Genomic DNA, 20411 nt, shown 5'->3' with positions numbered 1-20411 from the left:
CGCGCGTCGGGCGCCCCCTCGCTCGCGAGCTCGGTGAGCGAGTACCTGGTGGCCCGCGTGGCGGGGGAGTGGCGCGTCGCCGCCCGGAGCGCGGGGGGCACCCTCGACGACGAGGTCATCGACGCCGGCTACGGCGGCTGGTTCGACCCCCCGCCGTCCCCGGGGGACCTCGCCCCCCGCCCCGCGCGCGCCACCTCGGTCCAGGGCCGGACCGGGCCCCAGCCGCGATAGCGCCGCCCGTTCGCGTGGAGCGCGGGCGAAACACCGACGTCCGTTCCCGGCGCCGCCCGGCCGCGGGGTACACTGCGCCCGCCATGGCCCCCTCGCGCACCCTCGTCGTCGGCGACGTGCACGGCTGCCTGGCGGAGCTCGAGGACCTGCTCGCGGCCGCGCGGTACGAGCCGGCGCGGGACCGGCTGGTGTTCCTGGGGGACCTGGTGGACCGCGGCCCGGATCCGGTGGGCGTGGTCCGCCGCGTCCGCGCGCTCGGGGCCGACTGCCTGCTCGGGAACCACGAGGAGAAGCACCTCCGGTACGCGGCGCACGAGGCGCGCCGCCGCGAGGACCCGCACCACCGGAACCCGGTCCGGCTCGACCCGAGGCGCACCGAGGAGCACCTGCGGCTCTCGCCCGACGACCTGGCCTGGATGGCCTCGCTGCCGCGCGCGCTCCGGCTCGACGGCCGGTGGCTCGCCGTGCACGGGGGGCTGCTGCCGGGCCGCCCGCTCTCGCGCCAGCCGCCGGACTGGCTCATCCGGCTGCGCTTCCTCGACGCCACCGGCAAGCCGGTGTCGCGCGAGCACGGCGGCGAGCCGGGCGTGGTGCGCTGGGCGGAGCGGTGGACCGGCCCGCACTCGGTGGTCTACGGCCACCACGCGCGCGACGAGGTGGTGGTGGACGAGCCGGCCCCCGGCGTCCGGTGCGTCGGCATCGACACCGGGTGCGTCTACGGCGGGAAGCTCACCGCGCTTGCGCTGCCGGGCGGCGAGCGCGTCCAGGTCCCCTCCCGCCAGCGGAAGGCGACGCCCGAGCAGGATGATTGAGCTGACGGGGCGTGCCGCCGCCGCCTCGCCGCGCGCCGCCGCCTCGCCGCGCGCTCCGCCTAGCCGAGCTGCGCCGCCGCGGCGAGCTCGCCCTTGCGGTCGCGGGCGAGCGCCACGTCGGCCTCGTACTTGAGCGCGAGGTTGAGCGTCTGGTCGAGCAGCGCCGCGTCGAGCCGCTCGGCGTTCAGGATCGCGAGGGCGCGCACCCAGTCCAGCGTCTCGGAGATCGACGGCGCCTTCTTCAGGTCGAGCGTGCGGAGCTTCTGGACGGTCGCCACCACCGAGCGCGCCAGCGCCTCGGAGGCCTCCGGGACGCGGGCGCGCACGATGGCCAGCTCCCGCTCGCGCGCCGGGAAGTCGATGAACAGGTGGAGGCAGCGCCGCTTCAGCGCGTCGGAGAGATCCCGGGCCGCGTTGGAGGTGAGCACCACCCGCGGCACCTGGCGCGCGCGGACCGTGCCGAGCTCCGGCACGGTCACCGCCCAGTCCGAGAGCACCTCCAGCAGGAAGGCCTCGAACTCCGGGTCGGCCTTGTCGATCTCGTCCACCAGGAGCAGCGCCGGGGTCTCGCTGGTGAGCGCGCGCAGCACCGGGCGAGGCACCAGGAACCGCTCGCTGAAGAACACGTTCCCCTCGCCCGCGATCCGGTCGGCCGCCTCGGCCAGGCTGCCGGCGCCCTCCACGGCGGCGCCGATCCGGTCCTTGAGCAGCTGCGTGTACAGGAGCTGCTTCGCGTACTCCCACTCGTACAGCGCCTTGGACTCGTCCAGGCCCTCGTAGCACTGCAGCCGGATCAGGGTGCGGCCGGCCGCCCGCGCGAACGCGTGCGCCAGCTCGGTCTTGCCCACGCCGGCGGGGCCCTCGACCAGGACGGGCTTCTCGAGCCGGTCCGCCAGGTAGACCGCCGTCGCGATCTCGCGCGACGGCAGGTACCCCGCCTCGGCCAGCTTCGCGGACACCTCGTCGAGTGATCCGAACATCGCCCCTCCGCCGCACCCCGGCGGCCCGCCAAGCCTAACCCCGTGCCGGGGGCGGGGCGAGCGGAACGCTCCTGGCGCCTGCGCCGGACCCTCCTGTCGCCTGCGACGCACCGAATTACAGCCCCGTCCCGGCCCGGGCGCGCGCAATCGCCGGATTTCACGGCCGGCGACCGCCCGGCGGGCCGCGGCACGCGGATTGTAGCCGGGGAGCCCGAGTCCCGCCGGAGGCCGGCCACGGACCCCGCCATGACGAAGCTCCTGCCAAACGCTCGAAGCGCGGGGCCCAGCTCCCGTCGTACGTCCTGATCGAAGCGAGGCCGGCCGCTCGATCCTCTCCACCGCCGCAGCCGTCCTGCGGGACGCGCGGCGGACAACGCTGTGGTGGTGCCCGGCGCAGGTGCGCCGGCGGGGCCGCGCGCGAGCGCGGCCCGCTTCATCTCCGGGCTCGTGCCGCGATGCGCGCCGGCCGGCTCACACCTCGATCCGCACCTTCAGGTCGCCGCCCTGGATCTCCAGCACCTCGGCGAACGCGTTCGCCTTGCCGCGGGTGAACCGCAGGCTGGCCCGGGCTGGCCCGACGCGGAGCCCGTGCAGCACCAGCTCGTCGAGCCAGGGCGGCAGCCAGGGCTGCACCACGCGCAGCGTCCGGCGCGGCGCGTCCGCGTGCAGGCCGAGCACGGCCCGCACGAGCAGGAACCACGCCGCCGAGGACCAGGCCTGCGGCGAGCAGGCCACCGGGTAGCTCACCGGGAACTGCCCCGCCGCGCGCGAGAGCCCGCAGAACAGCTCGGGCATGCGGAGCTGCCGGAAGTGCTGCGCCGCGTCCCAGAGCCCGGTCAGCACCTGGCCCGCCTGCCGGGTCATGCCGTAGGCGGACATGCCCATGGCGCAGAGCGCGTTGTCGTGCGGCCAGACCGTGCCGTCGTGGTAGCTGAGCGGGTTGTAGGCGCGCTGGCCGGCCGCGAGCGTCCGGATGCCCCACCCGCTCCACGACTCGCGCCCGAGCAGCGAGGCCGCCACCTGGCGCGCGCGCGCGTCGGAGATCGCGCCCGAGAACAGCAGGTGCCCCGGGTTGGAGGTGACCGCGTCCACCTGGCGCTCGTCGCGGTCGAGCGCGATGGCGTAGGTCCCCTTCCCCTCCATCCAGTAGCGCCCCTCCAGCCGCTCCGCGTGCAGCCGCGCCGCCGCCACCAGCGCCTGCGCCTCGGAGCGCCGCCCCATTCGCCGGAGCAGCGCGGCCATGCGCCGGCGCGCGTCGATGCAGTAGCCCTGCACCTCCACCAGCGCGATGGGCGGCTCGGCGGGCGTCCCGTCCGCGAACGGCACGCCGTCGTGGCTGTCCTTCCAGCCCTGGTTGCGCAGCCCCTGCGGCGTGCGCCGCTGGTACTCCACCAGCCCGTCGTCGTCGGGATCGGCCCAGCGGTCCATCCACGCGAGCGCGCGCTCCGCCGCGGGGAGCAGCGCCTCCACGGTCTCGTGGTCGTCGGTCCACAGGTCGTACTCGGAGAGCAGCACCAGGAACAGCGGCGTCGAGTCCACCGAGCCGTAGTACGGCGTGTGCGGCACCTCGCCGGCGGCCGCCATCTCGCCGAAGCGGATCTCGTGCGGGATCTTGCCGGGCTCCTCGTCGCGGGTCGGGTCGTCGCGCTCGCCCTGGAGCCGGGCCAGGAAGCGGAGCGCGTCGCGCGCCACCTCGGGCTGCGCGACGAGCGCCTCGTAGCCGGTGATGAGCGCGTCGCGGCCGAACGGGCAGGTGTACCAGGGGATGCCGGCGGAGATGACCGGCGCGCCGAAGTGGTAGACGGTGAGCGCCTTCAGGTCCGCGACCGCCTGCTCGAGCGCCGAGGTGAACAGGTCGTTCGAGGCGACGAACCGGGTGGCCTGCGCCGCGTAGGCCGAGTACGCCTCGTGCGTGGCGGAGGCGCGCGACGCGAAGGGCCGCGGCGCCGCCGGCGGGACCGGCCGCTCCTCGTCGAGGCCGCGGGCGCGGCCCGGCGCGCCCCGGTCGATGCCGGCCGCCACCGCGAAGTGCACCTCCACGTGCTCGGCCGGCTCGAGGTGCAGCGCGACGCGGGCGCCGCGGCCGTCGAGCGAGGCCAGCGCCGCCGGCGCCCCGTCCGGCCCCACCCCGCGGACCCGCACCTCGGTGGCGTAGCGCCGGCCGTCGCGGCCGTCGTAGCGCAGCACCACCTGGTCGCGCTCCACCCGCGGCGCGTGGTACGTGCCGCGCTCGCGGCGGCGGGCGCCCCGGATCTCGAAGACGTCGGCGAAGTCGGCCGCCCACTCCAGCGCGATCCACGCGTCCACCGCCCGGCCCTGGAAGTTGGTGAGCACCAGCCGATCCACCAGCACGTCGTCGATGAGCATGTCGCGGCGGAGGTGGACGTAGTTGAGCGGCTCGCGGCCGAGCAGGTCGCCCTCGTGCAGGCTGGTGACGGTGAAGTCCACCTGCGCCACGTAGTCCGAGGAGACCTGCGAGGACAGGCAGAGCGGCGGGCCGCCCGACACCGACATGCGCCAGGCGGACAGGTGGCGGGTGTCGGTGAGGAACAGGCCGAGGTCCCGCGCGCCGGCGGGCGTCACGTCCCCGAGCCGGTTCGCCACCAGGAACAGGTTGCCGCGCTTCAGGACGAGCTTGTCGACCCCGGTCGCCTCCGGGCGGTCGGACGGATCGGCGTAGCCGAGCAGCTCCTCCGGACGCGCCGTCACGGCGCCGCGGTCGTCCATCCTCCCCCCTCGTCCACGGCATCGGCCGGCGCCGGCTGGGCGCGCGCGGCAGCCCGGTACGCCGCGACGTAGTCCGCCGCCATCCGGTCCGCCGAGAACCGCTCGCGCGCGCGCCGCTGGATGGCCCGCCGGTCGAGCCCCGCCGCGCGCCGGAGCGCCGCCGCCATCTCCGCCGCGGTGCGCACCAGGAACCCGTCGGCCCCGTCCACCACGATCTCCGGCGCGGCGCCCAGCGGGAACGCGATCACGGGGCAGCCCGCCAGCAGCGCCTCGATCATCACCAGCCCGAACGGCTCCTCCCAGCGCAGCGGCACGAGCAGCGCGCGGGCGCGGGCGAGCAGGCGGCGCTTCTCGGCGAGGCCGGCGCGCCGCGTCCAGGCGACGTGCGGCGCGGCCAGGGCCGGCGCGAGCACCTCGTCGTCCCATCCCTCGGGGTGCGCGTCGCCCTCGTGCAGGTCGCCGGCCACGTCGATGCGCAGGCCGGCCCGCCGCGCCGCCTCCACCGCCAGCTCGGGCGCCTTGCACCAGGCCAGCCGGCCCAGGAAGAACGCGCCGCCGCCGCCGTCGCCCTCCCCCGCGTCCGGGTAGAGGTCCGGGTCGAGGCCGTGGTGGATCACCCGGTGCGCGGGCGGGGACGACAGCTCGGCCTGGCGCCGCGAGATGGCGACGCGCAGCACCGCCGGCACGCGCGCGTAGAACCGCGTGAGCGCCGCATCGGGCGCGTGGTGCACGGTGTAGACCACCGGCGCGGGCAGCGCGCCGGTGAACGCGAGCATGGCCGGGAGGTGCGCGTGCACCACGTCGAAGCCGCCGCGGGCGATCTCCGCCGCGGCGTCGCGGCAGTGGAGCAGCCCGGCGTAGGGCTCGGGCGGCCAGACCGGCGCCTCGAAGGTCGCGCGGAGCCCGGGCGCGCGGGAGTCGCCGGTCGCGAACACGGCCACGCGGTGGCCGGCCCGCACCAGCGCGCGGGCCAGCGCGTCCACCACCAGCTCGGTCCCGCCGTAGCCCGGGGGCGGCACCGCCACGAACGGAGTCGAGACGATGGCGACGTGCACGATGTGCAAGCTAGGTCCGGCACCCGGCGCGGACCACCGCCGAGCGCCCGGGCGCGTGCGCCGGCGGCGGCCCGGCGCTAGGTAACGACGCTCGCGGCCCGGAGGCCGCGCGGAGGTGACATGGGGCTCATCGGGAAGGACGACGCCGAGCAGATCCGCAAGGAGCTGGAGGGCGCGCTGCAGGGCGACGTCAAGCTGACGCTCGTCGGTCCGAGCGCCCTCGCGCCGCCGGCGCGGGACCTCACCCCGCAGATCCGCCAGCTGCTGGAGGAGGTGGCGGCGCTCTCGCCGAAGCTCGCCTTCGAGTACCTGGACCTGCCCACCCCCGAGCAGCGCGAGGCGCTCGGGCTGGCGCCCGACGAGGCCGGCCCGCTCACCCTCCTCTCCGGCGCGGCGCGCGGGCGCGTGCGCTACCTCGGCGCGCCCGCCGGCCACGAGTTCCCGAACCTCGTCAACGGCATCATCGACGTCTCGCGCGGCGAGTCCGGGCTGTCGCCCGCCTCGCGGGAGGCGCTCGCCCGGATTTCACGCCCCGTCCACATCAAGGTGTTCTTCACGCCCACTTGACCGTACTGTCCCCAGGCGGCCGGTCTGGCCCATGCCATCGCGGTGGAGAGCGCCCACGTCGTCGCCGACGCCATCGAGGCTCAGGAGTTCCCCGACCTCGCGGCGCGGTACCAGGTGATGGGCGTGCCCAAGACGATCGTGAACGACGTCGAGGAGTTCGTCGGCGCCGTCCCCGAGGACGAGTTCGTGGCGCACGTGCTCCGGGCGGCCGGCGTGCCGGCCTGATCGGCGGCGGGCGCCGCCCGCGCCGCGGCGGTCGCGCACCTGCACCCCTGCCGCCTTGGTGCGTGCCGCGATCGCGCGTCCCGCGGTCGCGCGGGTGGCCGGGCGCCCGCTCCCCTGGCAGCATCCCCTGCAGCCTCGCCGCGCCGGGTCGGGGGACCCGGGCAGCCTGGCTCGAGGATCGGGGGATCCATGCAGCCGAAGTCCGCCTTCCGGCGCGCGCACGCCGCGCGCCTCGCCACGCTCGCGATCGCCGCCGCGGCGCTCGCGGCCTGCTCGTCCGGCGGCGGCACGTCCGCGCCGCCCGCGCCGCAGGATCCGGCCGGCGGCGCGCCGGTCCCGAGGTCGATCTCGGTGTCGCCGGCGGCCACCACGCTCGCGGCCGGCTTCACCGAGCGGCTCACCGCCATCGCCACCTACTCCGACGGCTCGAAGCGCGACGTCACCGCCGCCGCCGCCTGGGAGTCCTCGGCGCCGGCCACCGCCGCGGTGACCGCGGGCGAGGTCACCGGCGTCGCGCCCGGCGCGGCGACCGTGGGCGCGCGCTGGTCCGGGCTGCGCGGCGCGGCCGAGGTGACGGTGACCTCGGCCGTCCTCCAGTCGATCGTCGTCACCCCGCCGTTCCCGAGCCTGCCGCTCGGCGCCGACCTGCAGCTCGCCGCGACCGGGCTGTTCTCCGACGGCAGCGCGCGCGACGTGACCGCGGAGGCGGCCTGGGAGAGCGCGGCCCCGGCGACCGCCGCGGTCCCCTCGCCCGGCCTGGTGCACCCGCTCGCGCCCGGGGACGCGGCCGTCTCGGCCACGCTGGACGGCGTGAGCGGCGCGACCACCGTCAGCGTGACCGCCGCCACGCTCGAGGCGCTCGACCTGTACCCGGGCGCCGCCACCCTGGCCCGCGGCACCTCGACGGCGTTCACCGTGGTGGCCACGTACTCCGACGGCACCTCCGCGGACCTCACCGCGCAGGCGGCCTGGGCCGCCAGCGGGCCCGAGGTGACGCTCTCGGCGCCCGGCCCGGAGGGCGTGGTGGCCACCGGGGCGGCCGAGGGCACCGCCACGATCACGGCGGCCTTCGGCGGCCTGACCAGCTCGGGGGCGGTGACGGTCACCGCGGCCGAGCTCACCGGCCTCGCGGTGTCCCCGGCCGCGCTCGACCTGCCGGTCGGGCTCTCCGGCGCGCTCTCCGCCACCGGCACGTTCTCCGACGGCTCGACCCAGGACCTGACGGCGCAGGTCGCGTGGGTGTCCTCCGACGCGGCGGTGGCCGCCGCCTCCAACGCGCCCGGCAGCGAGGGGCTCGTCAGCGCGCTCTCCGCCGGCGACGCGACCGTCAGCGCGACCCTGTTCGGCCGGACCGCGTCGGCGGCGGTGACGGTCCGCGCGGCGGTGCTCCAGGCCATCGCGGTGACGCCCGGCACGGCGTCGGTGCCCGCGGGCTACCAGGTCCGGTTCCGGGCGACCGGCACCTACAGCGACGGCTCGACGCACGACCTGACGGGGAGCGCCGTCTGGATCAGCGCCGATCCGGCCATCGCGACCGTGGTGGCCACCGGGACCGGCGCGGGCACCGCGACCGGCGTGGCGCCCGGGACCACCCGGATCACGGCGGGGCTGGGCGGCGTGACCGGCGAGGCGACGCTGACGGTGGGCTCGGCCCGGCTCGTCTCGGTGGCGGTGACGCCGTCCCCGTTCGACGTGGGGGTGGGCGGGACCGCGCAGCTGACCGCCACCGGCACGTTCAGCGACGGCAGCACCCTCGACGTCACGCGGCAGAGCGTCTGGAGCTCCAGCGCCAAGTCCATCGCGACCGTCTCCCGGGGCGGCGTGGTGACCGGGCTCCGGGCCGGGTCGGTGACCATCCAGGCGAACCGCGCCGGCCGGAAGGGCCGGGCCGACGGCACCGTCCGCTGAGCGACCCGGGGCGCGGCCAGCGAGCTTGCTGGCCGCGCCCACCGGTTGACGCTAGACTCGCCGTCTTATGGAAGGACAGGGTCCGCTCAGCGAGGAGCTGTTCCACTCGTTCCTGCAGCTCGCCGTGAAGCGCCAGGCGAGCGACGTGCACTTCGAGGTGGGCTATCCGCCCACCTACCGGGTGTTCGGGGAGCTGCTGGCGGCGAAGTACCCGCCGCTCACGCATGCGGACACGGAGGCGATCGCGAACTTCGTCCTCCAGGCCCCGGGCTCCGGGTTCACGCCGCTCGACTTCCGCGAGGTGGACCGCAGCTACTCGCTGCCCGGGGTGTCCCGCTTCCGCGCGTCCATCTTCAAGCAGCGCGGCAGCTGGGGCGCGGTGATGCGCACCATCCCGTTCCAGATCCCGGACTTCGACACGCTCAACCTGCCGCCCGTCATCCGCACCATCGCCGAGGCGCGCCGCGGGCTCATCTGCGTGACCGGCGCCACCGGGAACGGCAAGTCCACCACCATCGCCAGCATCATCAACACCATCATCCAGCAGGAGCGGCTGCACGTCATCACGGTCGAGGATCCGATCGAGTTCATCTTCGCGGGCGGCAAGGGGCTGGTGATCCAGCGCGAGGTGGGCTCGGACACCGCCAGCTACAGCGACGCGCTGCGGGCCGCCCTCCGGCAGGACCCGGACATCATCATGGTGGGCGAGCTGCGCGACCGCGAGGCGGCCGACATCTGCCTCAAGGCGGCGGAGACGGGACACCTGGTCATCACCTCGCTGCACACGCCCGACGTGCCCCGCGCGGTCGGGCGCATCGTGGGCCTGTTCCCGGCCGACGAGCAGGACAGCGTCCGGGCGCGGCTCGCCGACAACCTGCAGGCGGTCATCGCGCTCCGGCTGCTCATGCGCGCCGACGCCACCGGGCTCATCCCCGCGGTCGAGTCGCTGCTCGCCACCACCAGCGTGCGCGAGCTGATCCGCGACGGCTCCAAGATCAACGAGCTGCGCACGTACATGGACACCGCCGGCGCCGACCTGGGGATGCACAGCTTCGACCAGTACCTGTACCGCCTGCACGAGGCGAAGCGCATCGGCCTCGACACCGCGCTGGCGAACGCGACCCACCGCGCCGACCTGGAGCGGCGGATCATGATGGAGACGGGAGGCCGTCCCGCGTGATCGCCGCCGGCGCCCCAGCGGCGTCGCGCGTTCTGGTGGTGGGCTCGGACGCCGACGTCTCCATCGCGCTGCACCTGCACCTCGAGCGTGCGGGGCACGCGGTCTACTGCCTCCCCGGCCCCGGGGAGCTCGAGGCGTTCGTGCGCGCCGCCGCCCCGCACACGGTGGTGCTGCTGCTCCCCGCGGTGCCGGACGGCACCTGGGGCGCCGCGCTCACCACCGCCGCCAGCGCCGCGCGCGTGGGCGTGCGGGTGGTGATGGTCGCGCCGTCGCGCGAGATCGTGGAGCCGCTCGCCGCGGTGGCCGGCGCGGAGCGCGCCCTGGCGCGCGCCGAGGTGCTCTCGCGCCCGCTCGTGGTGATGGAGCGGCTGCCGGGCAGCGCCCCGCCCCCGCCCCCGCCGCACCCGCCCCTGCCGGCGCCGGCCGCGCCGCCCCCGGGGGCGACGCCGGCCGACGTGCTGCGCGCGTCCGCCTCGGTGCTCATCCCCGATCCGCCGCCGGCGCGGCCGCGCCCGCCCTCCGTGGACCTGATGGCCCTCATCGACGAGGAGCTGGTGGACGAGCCGAAGGCGCGCGCCACCGTCACCCGCGTCGAGGTGAACGTGAGCCTCGTCTCGGAGCACAACTTCTACGTGGGCGCGACCCGCCGGGTGGACTCCGGCGGCGTCTTCATCGCCACGGCGCTGCCCCCGGCGGTCGGCACCCGGCTGCAGGTGCGGCTCGGCCTCGCCGACGGCCGCAAGCTGGACCTCGAGGGCGAGGTCGCGTTCGTGCGCGAGAAGAGCGCCACCACCGGGCGGCAGCCGTCCGGCTGCGGCGTGAAGCTGCTCGGGCTGCCGGGCTGGGCGGTGGACGCGATCGACCGCTTCACGCTCGCGCGCCAGCCCATCGTCTACACGCCGCGCTAGCGGCGCCGGGCCGGGGTCACTCGTCCACGGCGCGGTCGGTGCGCCGCACGCCCATCAGGTAGGGCTGGATGAACGGGTCGAGGTCGCCGTCCAGGACGTCGTCCACCTTGCCCGTCTCCACCCCGGTGCGCAGGTCCTTCACCATCTGGTAGGGCTGCAGCACGTAGCTGCGGATCTGCGAGCCGAAGTCGATGTCCTTCTTCAGCGCCTCGGCGGCGTCGCGCGCGGCCGCGCGCTTCTTCTCCTCGAGGTCGTAGAGCTTGGCGCGCAGGATCTTCCAGGCCACGCTGCGGTTCTTCTGCTGGCTGCGCTCGTTCTGCACCGCCACCACGATGCCGGTGGGCAGGTGCGTCATGCGCACGGCCGAGTCGGTCTTGTTCACCTTCTGCCCGCCGGCGCCCGAGGAGCGGTAGGTGTCGATGCGGACGTCGGCCTCCTTGATGTCGATGACGATGTCGTCCTCGATCTCCGGGGTCACGTCCACCGCCGCGAAGCTGGTCTGGCGGCGCGCGTTCTGGTCGAACGGGCTGATGCGCACCAGCCGATGCACGCCGCGCTCCGCCTTGAGCCAGCCGTACGGGTGATCGCCGCGCACGATGAACGAGGCGGAGCTGATCCCGGCCTCCTCGCCCGCGACCAGGTCGGCCGGCTCGACCTCCCAGCCGCGCCGCTCGCAGTAGCGCACGTACATCCGGTACAGCATGGCGGCCCAGTCCATCGCCTCCACGCCGCCCGCGCCGCTCTTCACCTCGACGATCGCGCCGGCCGCGTCGTGCGGGCCGGAGAGCATCTTCTGCAGCTCGAGCCCCTCCAGCTGGCGGCCCACCGCCTCGGCGGCCTGGGCCGCCTCGGCGCGGGTGGCCTCGTCGCGCGCCTCCTCGGCGAGCTCGTTCAGCGCCTGGGCGTCGTCGAGCGCGCGGCGAACCGCGGCGCAGGCCTGGGTCACCTGCTCGAGCTGGGCCTTCTCCTTGAGCAGCGCCTGGGCCTTGACGTTGTCGGTCCAGAACGCCGGGTCCTCGGAGAGCTTGGAGATCTCCGCGACCCTCAGCTCCTTCCGCTCGACGTCAAAGCGACCCCCGGAGCGCCTCCAGGCGGCGGGTGAGCTCGGCGATGCGCTCGGCGGTGGGGGAAGCCATGGCTCGGGTCCTCCGGGTTCCTTCGCTACGCGGCGGCGCTCCGGCCGTCCCGGCCCCCCCGGCGCACGCGGCGGGCGAGCGCGGGGTGGGTGGCCGCCAGGGCGGCGGCGGCGAGGAGCGCGCTGGCCCAGGCGAAGAGGTCGCCGACTGTAGTGTAGAGCGTGCGCCCCCGCAACCGCGGGACGCGGGCGAGCAGCAGGCGCGCGGGCTCCTCCGGGTCCGGCGCCAGCTCGGGATCCACCGGGCCCACGTCCAGCGCGCCCGGCGCCAGCTCGCCGGTGGGCAGGATCACCGCCGAGACGCCGGCGTAGGCGGGCCGGACCACCGCGCGCCGCGCCTCGATGGCGCGCATCCGCACGATGGAGAGGAACTGGTACGGGCCGGACGAGTAGCCGTACCAGGCGTCGTTGGTGGGGTTCACCAGCAGCTCCGGCTCCGGGTCGCGGCGCGCGAAGGCCACGTTGATCTCCGGGAAGATCGCGTCGTAGCAGATCATGGGCGCGACGCGGACCGGCCCGGCGGGCGCGGGCGCAGCCTCCGGGGCCGCGGCCGGGGAGGCGCCGGGGACGGCCGAGGCGAGCGCGGGCCCGGCGGCCGGCGCGCCGGCCAGCGGGAACTCGAGCACCGCGAGCTCGCGCCCCGGCTCGATGGGCGCCAGGCTCGGCACCAGGTGCCCGATGAACGGCAGCCAGCGCTGCAGCGGCACGTACTCGCCGAACGGCACCAGGTGGTGCTTCAGGTACTTCCCGAGCACCTGCCGCCCGGGGGAGACCATGAACTGCGCGTTCCCGACGCGCGGCACGCGCTCGCCGCCCGCGCCGCGGGTCCACTCCACCGTGGTGGCCCCGAGCAGCACGTGCGCGCGCTCGAGCGGCGGCAGCCCGGCGGCGGGCGTCGCGAAGCTCCGGATGTCGGGCGCCACGTACAGCGGGTAGGCCGCCTCCGGCCACGCCACCAGGTCGGCGCCGGCGCGGTCCGCCTCCACCGTGGGCGGCACCAGGCGCGCCAGGATCTGCTCGCGGTGGTTGCGCGCCGCGTTCTTCACCGACTGGTCCACGTTCGGCTGCACCACGCCCACCGTGATCGACGGCGCCGCGGCGGCCTCGGCGCGCACGGCGCGCACGCGCAGCGCGCCGCCCGCCACCACCGCCGCGACCAGCGCCGCGGTCCCGGCCAGCGCCCGCCGCGGGAGCGGCCGCCGCTCGCGCCGGGCCTCGAGCGCCTCGGCCAGCACCGCGTTCACCAGCACCACCAGCGCCGCGATCCCGTACACGCCCGTCGCCGCCGCGAGCTGCGCCACCGCCGGCGTGCGCGCCTGCGTGTAGCCCACGTTCGCCCAGGGGAACCCGGAGAACAGGTAGTTGCGGGACAGCTCGAACGCGACCCACACCGGCGGGAGCACCGCCCACGCCGGCCAGCCCAGCCGCGCGCGGACGCGCTGCGCCACCGCGAACGCGCCGGCCCAGTGCGCCGCCATGTACAGCACCAGCAGCGACAGGGCGAACACCGAGAACGCGAGCGAGAGGCCGCCGAACGCGGTCATCGCGTGCGAGACCCAGTAGATGGCCGCGAAGAAGTAGGCGAGGCCGGCCGCCAGGCCGAGGCGGGCCGCCTGCCACGCGCCGCGCGCGCGCCGCAGCGCCACGAACGCGGGCACGAGCGCCACCCAGGCGACGAGCTCCAGCCGGCCGGCGGGGTCCACCTCCCGGATCGAGAGGAACGGCACCACCAGCGGCAGCGCCAGCGCGAGCGCGAGCCCGGAGGCGATCGCGAGGAGGTAGGGGGAGAGGCGCTTCATCGAGCGTTCCTGCGGCGGCGGGGGCCGCGGCGCACCGGGGATCCTGGCGTCGGCGGGCCGGCGGCGCCCGGTCAGCGGACCTTCCCGCCGGGCCCGCCCTCCGGGCCGTCCGGCGCCTCCGCCTGCTGCGCCTGCGCGGCGCCGTACGCCTCGGCGGCGGCGAGGTAGTACGCGACCGCCTCGCGCACCAGGTGGCCGACCGGCCGCCCGAGCCGCGACGCGGTGGCGGTCATGGCCTCGGCGAGGTCTGCCGGCATGCGGACCGGCACCACCCGCGCCTGGGCGAGCGCCGCCTCCAGCCGCTCCAGCGCCTGGCTGGGCCGCGACACGCGGAAGTCGCCCGCCTCGATCATGTCCTTGATCCGCCGCGCGAGGTCCTCGCGCGTGAACCACGCGCCGTCGAGCCAGACCGACTCGGAGTCGAGATCGATGTCGGCGAACGGGTCCATCGGTCCTTTGCCTCGCCGGCGCGCCCCTGGCGCCGGCCTTCACGGAGCGCCGCCCCGACGAGCCCCTCCGCCCGCGCGAGCTCCGCTTCCTTCTCCGCCATCGCCCGGGCGTCCGCGGGCCGCTCGTGGTCGTAGCCGAGCAGGTGCAGGATCCCGTGCGCGAGGTAGCGGTCCAGCTCGGCGCCCACCCGCCGACCGTCGGACCGCGCCCTCCGCGCGGCGGTGTCGAGCGAGATTACCACGTCGCCCAGCAGCGCCCCAGCGCCCGGCGGCTCCGATATCGGGAACGACAGCACGTCGGTGGCCTGGTCCTTCTCGCGCCACTCCCGGTTGAGCGTGCGGATGCGCCGATCGGTCACGAGCAGGATGGAGAGCTCGGCGTCCTCACGCCCCAGGGCGGCCAGGAACGCGGCGGCGCGCGCCCGGAGCCGTCGGGCGGCGCGGGCACCGCCGGGGTGCTCGGAGGTCAGGCGGACGATCACGGCTTGGCCACCAGGTGCACCGCCGGTCCCTCGTCGCGGCGCCGGTCCGGGTACTCGGGGCGCGTGTGGTAGATGGCCTCCAGCGCCCGCACCATCGCGCCGGAGATGGCGTTCAGGTCGCGCAGCGTCAGCGCGCACTCGTCGAGCTGCCCTTCCCCGAACACCTCGTTGATGCGCTTGCCCACCAGCGCGCGCAGCGAGTCCGCGGTGGGGTCCTCCAGCGCCCGCGCCGAGGCCTCGCACGCGTCGGCGATCATCACGAGCGCCGCCTCGCGCGTCTGCGGCTTCGGGCCGGGGTAGCGGAACAGGGCCTCGTCGAGCGGCGCGGCGCGGCCCCCACCCTCCTCCGCCAGGCGCTGCGCCTTGCCCCAGAAGTACCCGACGTGGCGCGTCCCGTGGTGCTGCGCGATCGCGTCCTGGACCACCCGCGGCAGGCGCCAGTGGCGCGCCAGCTCCAGGCCGTCGGTCACGTGGCGCTTCACGATGAGCGCGCTCATGGAGGGCGCCAGCGCGTCGTGCCGGTTCTCGCCGCCGCGCTGGTTCTCGGCGAAGTAGAGCGGGTTCCGGATCTTCCCGAGGTCGTGGTAGTAGGCGCACACCCGCGCCAGCAGCGGGTTCGCGCCGATGGCCTGCGCGCCCGCCTCCACCAGCGAGCCCATCAGGATCGAGTGGTGGTAGGTGCCGGGCGACTGGACGATGAGCTCCTTCAGCGCCGGGTGGTTCAGGTTGGCGAGCTCGAGCAGCTTCACGTCGGTGACGTAGCCGAACACGCCCTCCACCACCGGCAGCAGCCCCACCACCGCGATCGGCAGCAGCACCGCGCCGCCGACCAGCGCCCCGACGGCCGAGAGCAGCACCTCGGCGCCGGCGCGGCCGGCGTAGAGCCCGAGCGCCGCGACCACCGCGGCGCCGACCAGCCCCACCCCCAGGCCGGCGCGGAACAGCCCGGCGCGGTCGCGGTTGTTGCGCACCAGGCCCGCCGCCGCGACCGAGGTGAGCGTCGCGAACAGCGCGTAGGCGAGCGACTGGCCGGCGAGCAGCCCGGCCGCGAGGCCCATGGCCAGCGCGAACAGGAGCGCGGTCTCGGCCGCCAGCACCTGCCGGACGATCATCGCGCCCGCCGCGAACGGCACCAGGTACTGCAGCGCGACCGCGGGGACGTACGGGAAGCGCTCGTGGAGCGCGTCCATCACCGCGAAGCCGAGGAAGCCCGCCGCCAGCGAGCCCAGGTAGAGCAACGACAGCAGCAGCGCGTCGCGGCGCGCCGGCCGGAAGCGCGCCACGTTCCGGCGCGCGAAGCGCCAGAGCAGCGACACCAGCAGCGCCACCACCGCCGCGCCGCCCACGCGGACGCTGCCCAGGTCCTCGCCCTTGCGCTGCGCGCGGATGCCGTCGAACACGAGCAGGTGGCGCTTCTCGATCCGCTCGCCGTCCCCGATGATCTTCTCGCCGCGCTTCACCGGGATGGCGACCGGCTTCACCCGGGCGGCCGCGTCGTAGCGCCGCCGCTCGGTCTCGGCCTGGTCGTAGACCAGCGTCGGGCGCACCATCGCCTCGGCGGTGCGCGCCAGCGCCGCGCGCACCGCCGCGGGCTCCTTCTCCAGCCGCGCGGCCGCCGTGCGGGCGAGCTCCTCGCGCGCCTCGGCCACGTCGCGGACCTGGGCGGCGTCGGCGAACGCCTGCTCGCCCTCCGGACGCCCGCCGCGGAGCGTGCGGACCACGAAGCCGGCGTCCGGCGCGGCAGGGAGGAGCTTGCGGTCCTCGATGACCATCCCGGCGAGCGCGCCGCGCGCCAGGTCCGCGAGCTGGCGCTCCGCCGCCTCGGAGAACCGGGTCGTGCCGAGGGCGGCCAGGTCGCCGTCGCGCACCAGGACCTGGAGCCGCGACACGAACGCGTCGCGCTGCGCGGCGTAGCGCCGCTCCAGGGCCGCCGCCTCCCGGGCGCCGCGGCCGTCATCGCGCAGCGCCCGCTCCTCGTCCCGCATCAGCTCGAACGCGGCGTGGACGCGAGCGACCGCCTCGTCGGCGGCCCCCGCGTCCTGGTGGTAGACCGGGCGCTCCGCCGCGGCCGCCTCGGCGCGGCGCCGGGCGGTCGCCTCCTCGTCCACGATGTCGTAGTCGCGATCGGCCTTGATCGTCGCCGGCGCGGGCGTGCCGAGGGCCTCGGGGCCGGGCAGCCGGTGCGCAGCCGAGGGGGCGAGCAGCCACCCGGCCGCGGCGGCGACGGCGGCCACGAGCAGCGCGCGCATCAGCCGGCCGGGCCAGTCGACGCGGTCGGCCGCGGGCGGGCCGCCGGCGGCGGGTGTGTCAGAGGGGGGACCGGACACGGCGTGCGAGAGTCGCACCGGGGTGGGAGGAGCGCAACGGAGAACCGGGGCTTCCCCCTGAACACGCGGCGAGGTGCCGCCCCTCCGCCCATCGGTGGTGGGACGCTTCCGGGGCTACCCTTCCGCGCCGGGCTCGCCGGTCTCCGGGCCCGCCCCCCCGCCCTGCCGGCCCTTCTCCGTCCGGGCGGCCTCGGTGCGGGCGCGCCGCTCGGCCTCGAAGGCGTCATAGGCCCGGACCACCTCCTGGACCAGCGGGTGCCGGACCACGTCCACCTCGGAGAACATGCAGAACGCGACGCCCTCGACGCCGCGGAGGACCTTCTGCACCTCGATCAGGCCCGACCCGCGGCCGCTCGGCAGGTCCACCTGCGTCACGTCGCCGGTGACGACCGCCTTCGAGCCGTAGCCGAGCCGCGTCAGGAACATCTTCATCTGCTCGGCGGTGGTGTTCTGGGCCTCGTCGAGGATGATGAACGCGTCGTTGAGCGTGCGGCCGCGCATGAACGCGAGCGGCGCCACCTCCACGGTGCCGCGCTCGATGAAGGCGGTCGCCTTCTCGTAGTCCACCATGTCGAAGAGCGCGTCGTGCAGCGGGCGCAGGTACGGGTTCACCTTCTCGGCGATGTCGCCGGGCAGGAACCCGAGCCGCTCGCCCGCCTCGACCGCGGGGCGCGTCAGCACGATCCGCTTCACCCGCCGCTCGACCAGGTACGCCACCGCCATCGCCATGGCGAGGTACGTCTTGCCGGTGCCGGCGGGCCCCACGCCGAACACGATGTCGTCGTCGCGGATGGCCTGGATGTACCGCTTCTGCGCCAGCCCCTTGGGCGTGATGATGCGGTGCCGCGAGGAGACGAACACCGTGTCGCCGAAGATCTCCTTCAGCGGCACGCCCTGGCCGGCGAGCTTCGTCGCCTGGTCCACGTCCTCGAGGTACAGCGGGTACCCCGCCTCGACGAGCTCGTAGAGCTCCTTCACCAGCGACTCGGCGAGGCGCACCCGCGCCTCCTCGGGCGCGGCGATGACCACCTGGCCGCCGCGCAGCCCGAGCTGGACCCCGAGCCGGCGCTCCACGAGCTTGAGGTGCTCGTTGTGCGCGCCGCACAGGGCGCGGACCTTGTCGTTGTCGGGAAACTCGAGCCTGGCCGTCTTGAGGGGTTCCGCCGCGCTTTGACCCAAGGACGCTCCTTGCGTTGTCCGTAGCCGCCGTCCGTCCGGACGGCGGTCGCCCCGCCGGGGCACTCATAATCTACGCCCGGGCGCGCGGCAGGGGAGGATGGGCGCGGCCCTACTCCACCGGAGGCAGGAGCACGAAGCGCCCCTCCTGCGTGCGCCGGTAGTGGTAGGGCTCGGCCCAGGGGTGGCGCAGGTCGCGCGCGTCCACCAGCCCCGCCTCCACCAGCGCGCCGAGCGCCGCCGGGTACTCGCCCTTCTCGAGGCGGTACACCTCGAGCGCGCCGCGCAGCCGCTCGAGCTGGTAGCGCGCGAGGAACCGCTCCGCGGCGTTGTCCCGCACGCGCGCCGCGCCGGGCGGCTCGCCCCACGCCAGGCCGCGCTCGTCCACCCAGTACGCGATCCCCGCCAGCGCCGCGGCGATCGCGACCGTCGCCAGCACGCTCAGCGCGCCGGCCCGGAGCCGCGCCTGCCAGTCCTGCGCGTACGCGCCGACCGCCGCCTTGGCCCGGCTGGCCGGGGCGACCGCCTCGAGGTAGCCGAGGTTGAGCAGGTTCGTGAGCGCCTTGCAGGTCTCGAACTCGCCCAGGCGCGAGAGGTCCACGAGCCGCTCGACCGTGCGCCCCGGGATCGCGAGCGCGAACACCCGCCGCTCGTTCGCGCCGAGCGAGGCGAACTCGCCGCGGCGCTCGGTGGGCTCCTCGCCGAGCGCGTCGAACGCGTCGTCCACGTCGTCGCCGCCCCGCTTCGGCGCGGCGGGCGCGTCCGGGTCGAGCGCCCGGCGGCGCTCGAACGTCATGGCGGTGGACGGGATCCGCTTGCGGATCATCGGCCACTCGTCCACCCGGCGGAAGCCCTCCATCAGCACCGACTCGGCGCGGAGCGGCGAGACGGTCTCGCGGTCCCACTCCACCTCGCCCGGCTCGAACGCGTACGTCCCGCTCTTCCAGCGGAAGAGCTGGTAGACGGTCTCGGTGGTCTGCAGCGCCGTCATCTCGCGCAGGTCCTGCTGCGAGACGAAGCCCAGCTCCACCAGGATGTCGCCCAGGCGCCGGAGCGTGCGCTTCTGGACCTCCAGCGCCTGCTCCAGCTCCTCCTTGGAGATCACCTCGGCGCGCACCAGCATGTTGCCGAGCCGCTCGCGCGCCTTGCGCCCGGCCGACTCGGCCCGGACCACGTTGCCGTCGGCGAGCGCGATGTGGATCTCGTCGTCGCGCGACTCGAGGTGCAGCACGCCGCTCTTGGCCTGCTGCCCGATGAGCTGGAGGATCTCCGCGATCCCGAAGTCCTTGAGCGTGCCGGTGAGCGCCATCGGTCAGCTCCGGGTCCGGCGGAACGCGTCGCGCAGCGCGAGCGCCCAGGCGAGCACGCCCAGGGGGACGGCCACGGCGAGCTTGCCCGCGAGCACGTAGGGCGAGGGGTACGGCGGCGGCATGATCCCGCGCCAGAGGCCGACGACGAACAGCGGGAAGAGGACCGCCGCGAGCAGGAGCGCGCCGCGCACCGGGGCGCCGGCGAGGACCTGCGCCGCGCCCGCGCCCGCCACCGAGAGCGCACGGGTGACGAGCCGCGCCAGCCGCTCGTGGCGGCGGACCTGCGCCTCCTTCCGCAGCCGGTCGCGCGCGTCCACCACGCCCTTGCGCGCGAACACGTTCACGCACTGGCCGCACTCCTCGCCCTCGCCGCCGTCGCAGCGCCGGCAGGCCGGCCGCCCGCAGCGGGCGCAGGCACGGGACGGACCGAGCCGGCGGAGCACGAGGGCGTACGCCCAGAGCGCCGCGAGGAACCCCGCGCCGCCCCACGGCCAGGCCTCGGCCGGCAGCGCGCCCATCAGCCGGGCGCGGACCCAGCGCCGCACCGCCTCCGGCGTCCCGTCGCTGGTGGCGAGCGCCGCGATGCGCGCCGGCGGGACCGGGACGTCCACGAGGTAGTGGTTGGCGGTGAAGTCGTCGTCCGACCCGTGGCGCCGGAGGTACTCGCCGGCCTCGTGCTCGGCCTTGTCGCGCGCGGCCGCGCTCTTGTCCATCTCGGAGGTGCGCAGGTAGAGCTTGGAGAGGCCGTAGTGCGCGGCGCCCAGCACCACCAGGTCGCCGCCGGCCTGGTCCTGCGCGGCGAGGTAGGCGGCCTTCGCGCCGTCCAGGTCGCCCTGCAGGAACAGCACGTTGCCGACGTTCACCGAGAGCTCCGGCGCGCGCGGGTCGGCCGCGGCGGCCTCGCGGTACAGGCGCAGGGCGCGGTCGAGGTCGCCGCGCCGCTTGGCGTGCCGGCCCAGCGCGGCCAGCACCGGGCCGGGCGCGGGCGACTCCGGCGCCCACGCCTCCAGCCGGGCCGCCTCCGCGTCGCTCACCGCGCCGTGCTCGAGCTCGTGGACGCGCTCGGCCACGCTCCCGGTCCAGGCGGTGAGCCGCGCCACCTCGCCGGCGGCCCAGGGCATGGCGAGCACCGCGCCGAGC

Annotated in this window: 16 protein-coding genes and 1 pseudogene; 6 read left to right on the top strand and 11 right to left on the bottom strand. The window is 75.9% G+C overall.

The window, feature by feature from the left end; all coding sequences use genetic code 11:
- Together PSR1_RS11960 and PSR1_RS11955 are read left to right on the top strand one after the other, a co-directional pair.
- A pseudogene (locus tag PSR1_RS11960) lies at positions 1-231 on the top strand (hypothetical protein); the annotation flags it as partial.
- A gap of 83 nt (positions 232-314) precedes the next feature.
- Complete coding sequence (locus PSR1_RS11955) at positions 315-1043, top strand: metallophosphoesterase family protein (protein WP_059437796.1); 729 nt, start codon at positions 315-317, stop codon at positions 1041-1043.
- Between the two features lie 59 nt (positions 1044-1102).
- Here PSR1_RS11955 and PSR1_RS11950 read toward each other — a convergent pair whose 3' ends face one another.
- The 3 genes from PSR1_RS11950 to PSR1_RS11940 form a co-directional block, all read right to left on the bottom strand.
- Entirely contained in the window at positions 1103-2023 is a 921-nt protein-coding gene (locus PSR1_RS11950; RefSeq protein ID WP_059437795.1) for a MoxR family ATPase, read from the bottom strand.
- Positions 2024-2494: 471 nt separating this feature from the next.
- On the bottom strand, positions 2495-4750 hold the full coding sequence (locus PSR1_RS11945; RefSeq protein ID WP_059437794.1) for a glycogen debranching N-terminal domain-containing protein: 2256 nt from the start codon (positions 4748-4750) through the stop codon (positions 2495-2497).
- Complete coding sequence (locus tag PSR1_RS11940; RefSeq protein ID WP_059437793.1) at positions 4729-5805, bottom strand: glycosyltransferase; 1077 nt, start codon at positions 5803-5805, stop codon at positions 4729-4731. Before PSR1_RS11940 ends, PSR1_RS11945 begins: the two co-directional genes overlap by 22 nt.
- A 120-nt stretch (positions 5806-5925) precedes the next feature.
- Here PSR1_RS11940 and PSR1_RS11935 point away from each other — a divergent pair, with 120 nt between their 5' ends.
- From PSR1_RS11935 to PSR1_RS11920, 4 genes are all read left to right on the top strand, one after another.
- Entirely contained in the window at positions 5926-6597 is a 672-nt protein-coding gene (locus tag PSR1_RS11935; protein ID WP_082100229.1) for a thioredoxin family protein, read from the top strand.
- Positions 6598-6786: 189 nt separating this feature from the next.
- On the top strand, positions 6787-8505 hold the full coding sequence (locus PSR1_RS11930) for an Ig-like domain-containing protein (protein WP_059437792.1): 1719 nt from the start codon (positions 6787-6789) through the stop codon (positions 8503-8505).
- 67 nt (positions 8506-8572) lie between these two features.
- Complete coding sequence (locus tag PSR1_RS11925) at positions 8573-9685, top strand: type IV pilus twitching motility protein PilT (RefSeq protein WP_059437791.1); 1113 nt, start codon at positions 8573-8575, stop codon at positions 9683-9685.
- The gene (locus PSR1_RS11920) at positions 9682-10593 is read left to right on the top strand and encodes a PilZ domain-containing protein (RefSeq protein WP_059437790.1); all 912 of its coding nucleotides are present in this window, start codon (positions 9682-9684) and stop codon (positions 10591-10593) included. The genes PSR1_RS11925 and PSR1_RS11920 overlap by 4 nt, the downstream gene beginning before the upstream one ends.
- 16 nt (positions 10594-10609) lie before the next feature.
- Here the strand turns inward: PSR1_RS11920 and prfB are convergent.
- The 8 genes from prfB to PSR1_RS11880 all read right to left on the bottom strand — a co-directional run.
- A protein-coding gene (gene prfB / locus PSR1_RS11915; protein WP_237757932.1) for a peptide chain release factor 2 occupies positions 10610-11729 on the bottom strand; the annotation gives its coding sequence in 2 pieces (ribosomal slippage) (positions 10610-11659 and positions 11661-11729; 1119 coding nt in all).
- A 25-nt stretch (positions 11730-11754) separates the two neighbouring features.
- Positions 11755-13527 carry an apolipoprotein N-acyltransferase gene (lnt, locus tag PSR1_RS11910; RefSeq protein WP_059437788.1) on the bottom strand — a complete coding sequence of 591 codons (1773 nt, stop codon included), beginning with the start codon at positions 13525-13527 and terminating at the stop codon, positions 11755-11757.
- Between the two features lie 71 nt (positions 13528-13598).
- Positions 13599-13976, bottom strand: coding sequence for a hypothetical protein (locus PSR1_RS11905; RefSeq protein WP_041453549.1), 378 nt, complete (start codon positions 13974-13976; stop codon positions 13599-13601).
- A complete protein-coding gene (gene ybeY / locus PSR1_RS11900) occupies positions 13877-14458 on the bottom strand; it encodes an rRNA maturation RNase YbeY (RefSeq protein ID WP_059437787.1) in 582 nt (193 codons plus the stop codon). Before ybeY ends, PSR1_RS11905 begins: the two co-directional genes overlap by 100 nt.
- The gene (locus PSR1_RS11895) at positions 14455-16707 is read right to left on the bottom strand and encodes an HD family phosphohydrolase (RefSeq protein ID WP_237757931.1); all 2253 of its coding nucleotides are present in this window, start codon (positions 16705-16707) and stop codon (positions 14455-14457) included. Before PSR1_RS11895 ends, ybeY begins: the two co-directional genes overlap by 4 nt.
- A 192-nt stretch (positions 16708-16899) precedes the next feature.
- A complete protein-coding gene (locus PSR1_RS11890) occupies positions 16900-17964 on the bottom strand; it encodes a PhoH family protein (protein ID WP_059437785.1) in 1065 nt (354 codons plus the stop codon).
- 109 nt (positions 17965-18073) lie between these two features.
- Positions 18074-19270 (bottom strand): DUF4388 domain-containing protein, encoded by a 1197-nt coding sequence (locus tag PSR1_RS11885; protein ID WP_059437784.1) that lies wholly within the window; start codon positions 19268-19270, stop codon positions 18074-18076.
- A 3-nt stretch (positions 19271-19273) separates the two neighbouring features.
- Positions 19274-20411 (bottom strand): lipopolysaccharide assembly protein LapB (locus PSR1_RS11880; protein WP_152643344.1); only part of this gene is annotated, 1138 nt, incomplete at its 5' end.

This window comes from Anaeromyxobacter sp. PSR-1 (assembly GCF_000964525.1).
Classification (GTDB): Bacteria; Myxococcota; Myxococcia; order Myxococcales; family Anaeromyxobacteraceae; genus Anaeromyxobacter.
The sequence above is the reverse complement of the archived record's forward strand: the minus strand, read 5'-3'. Positions and strand labels throughout refer to the sequence as shown.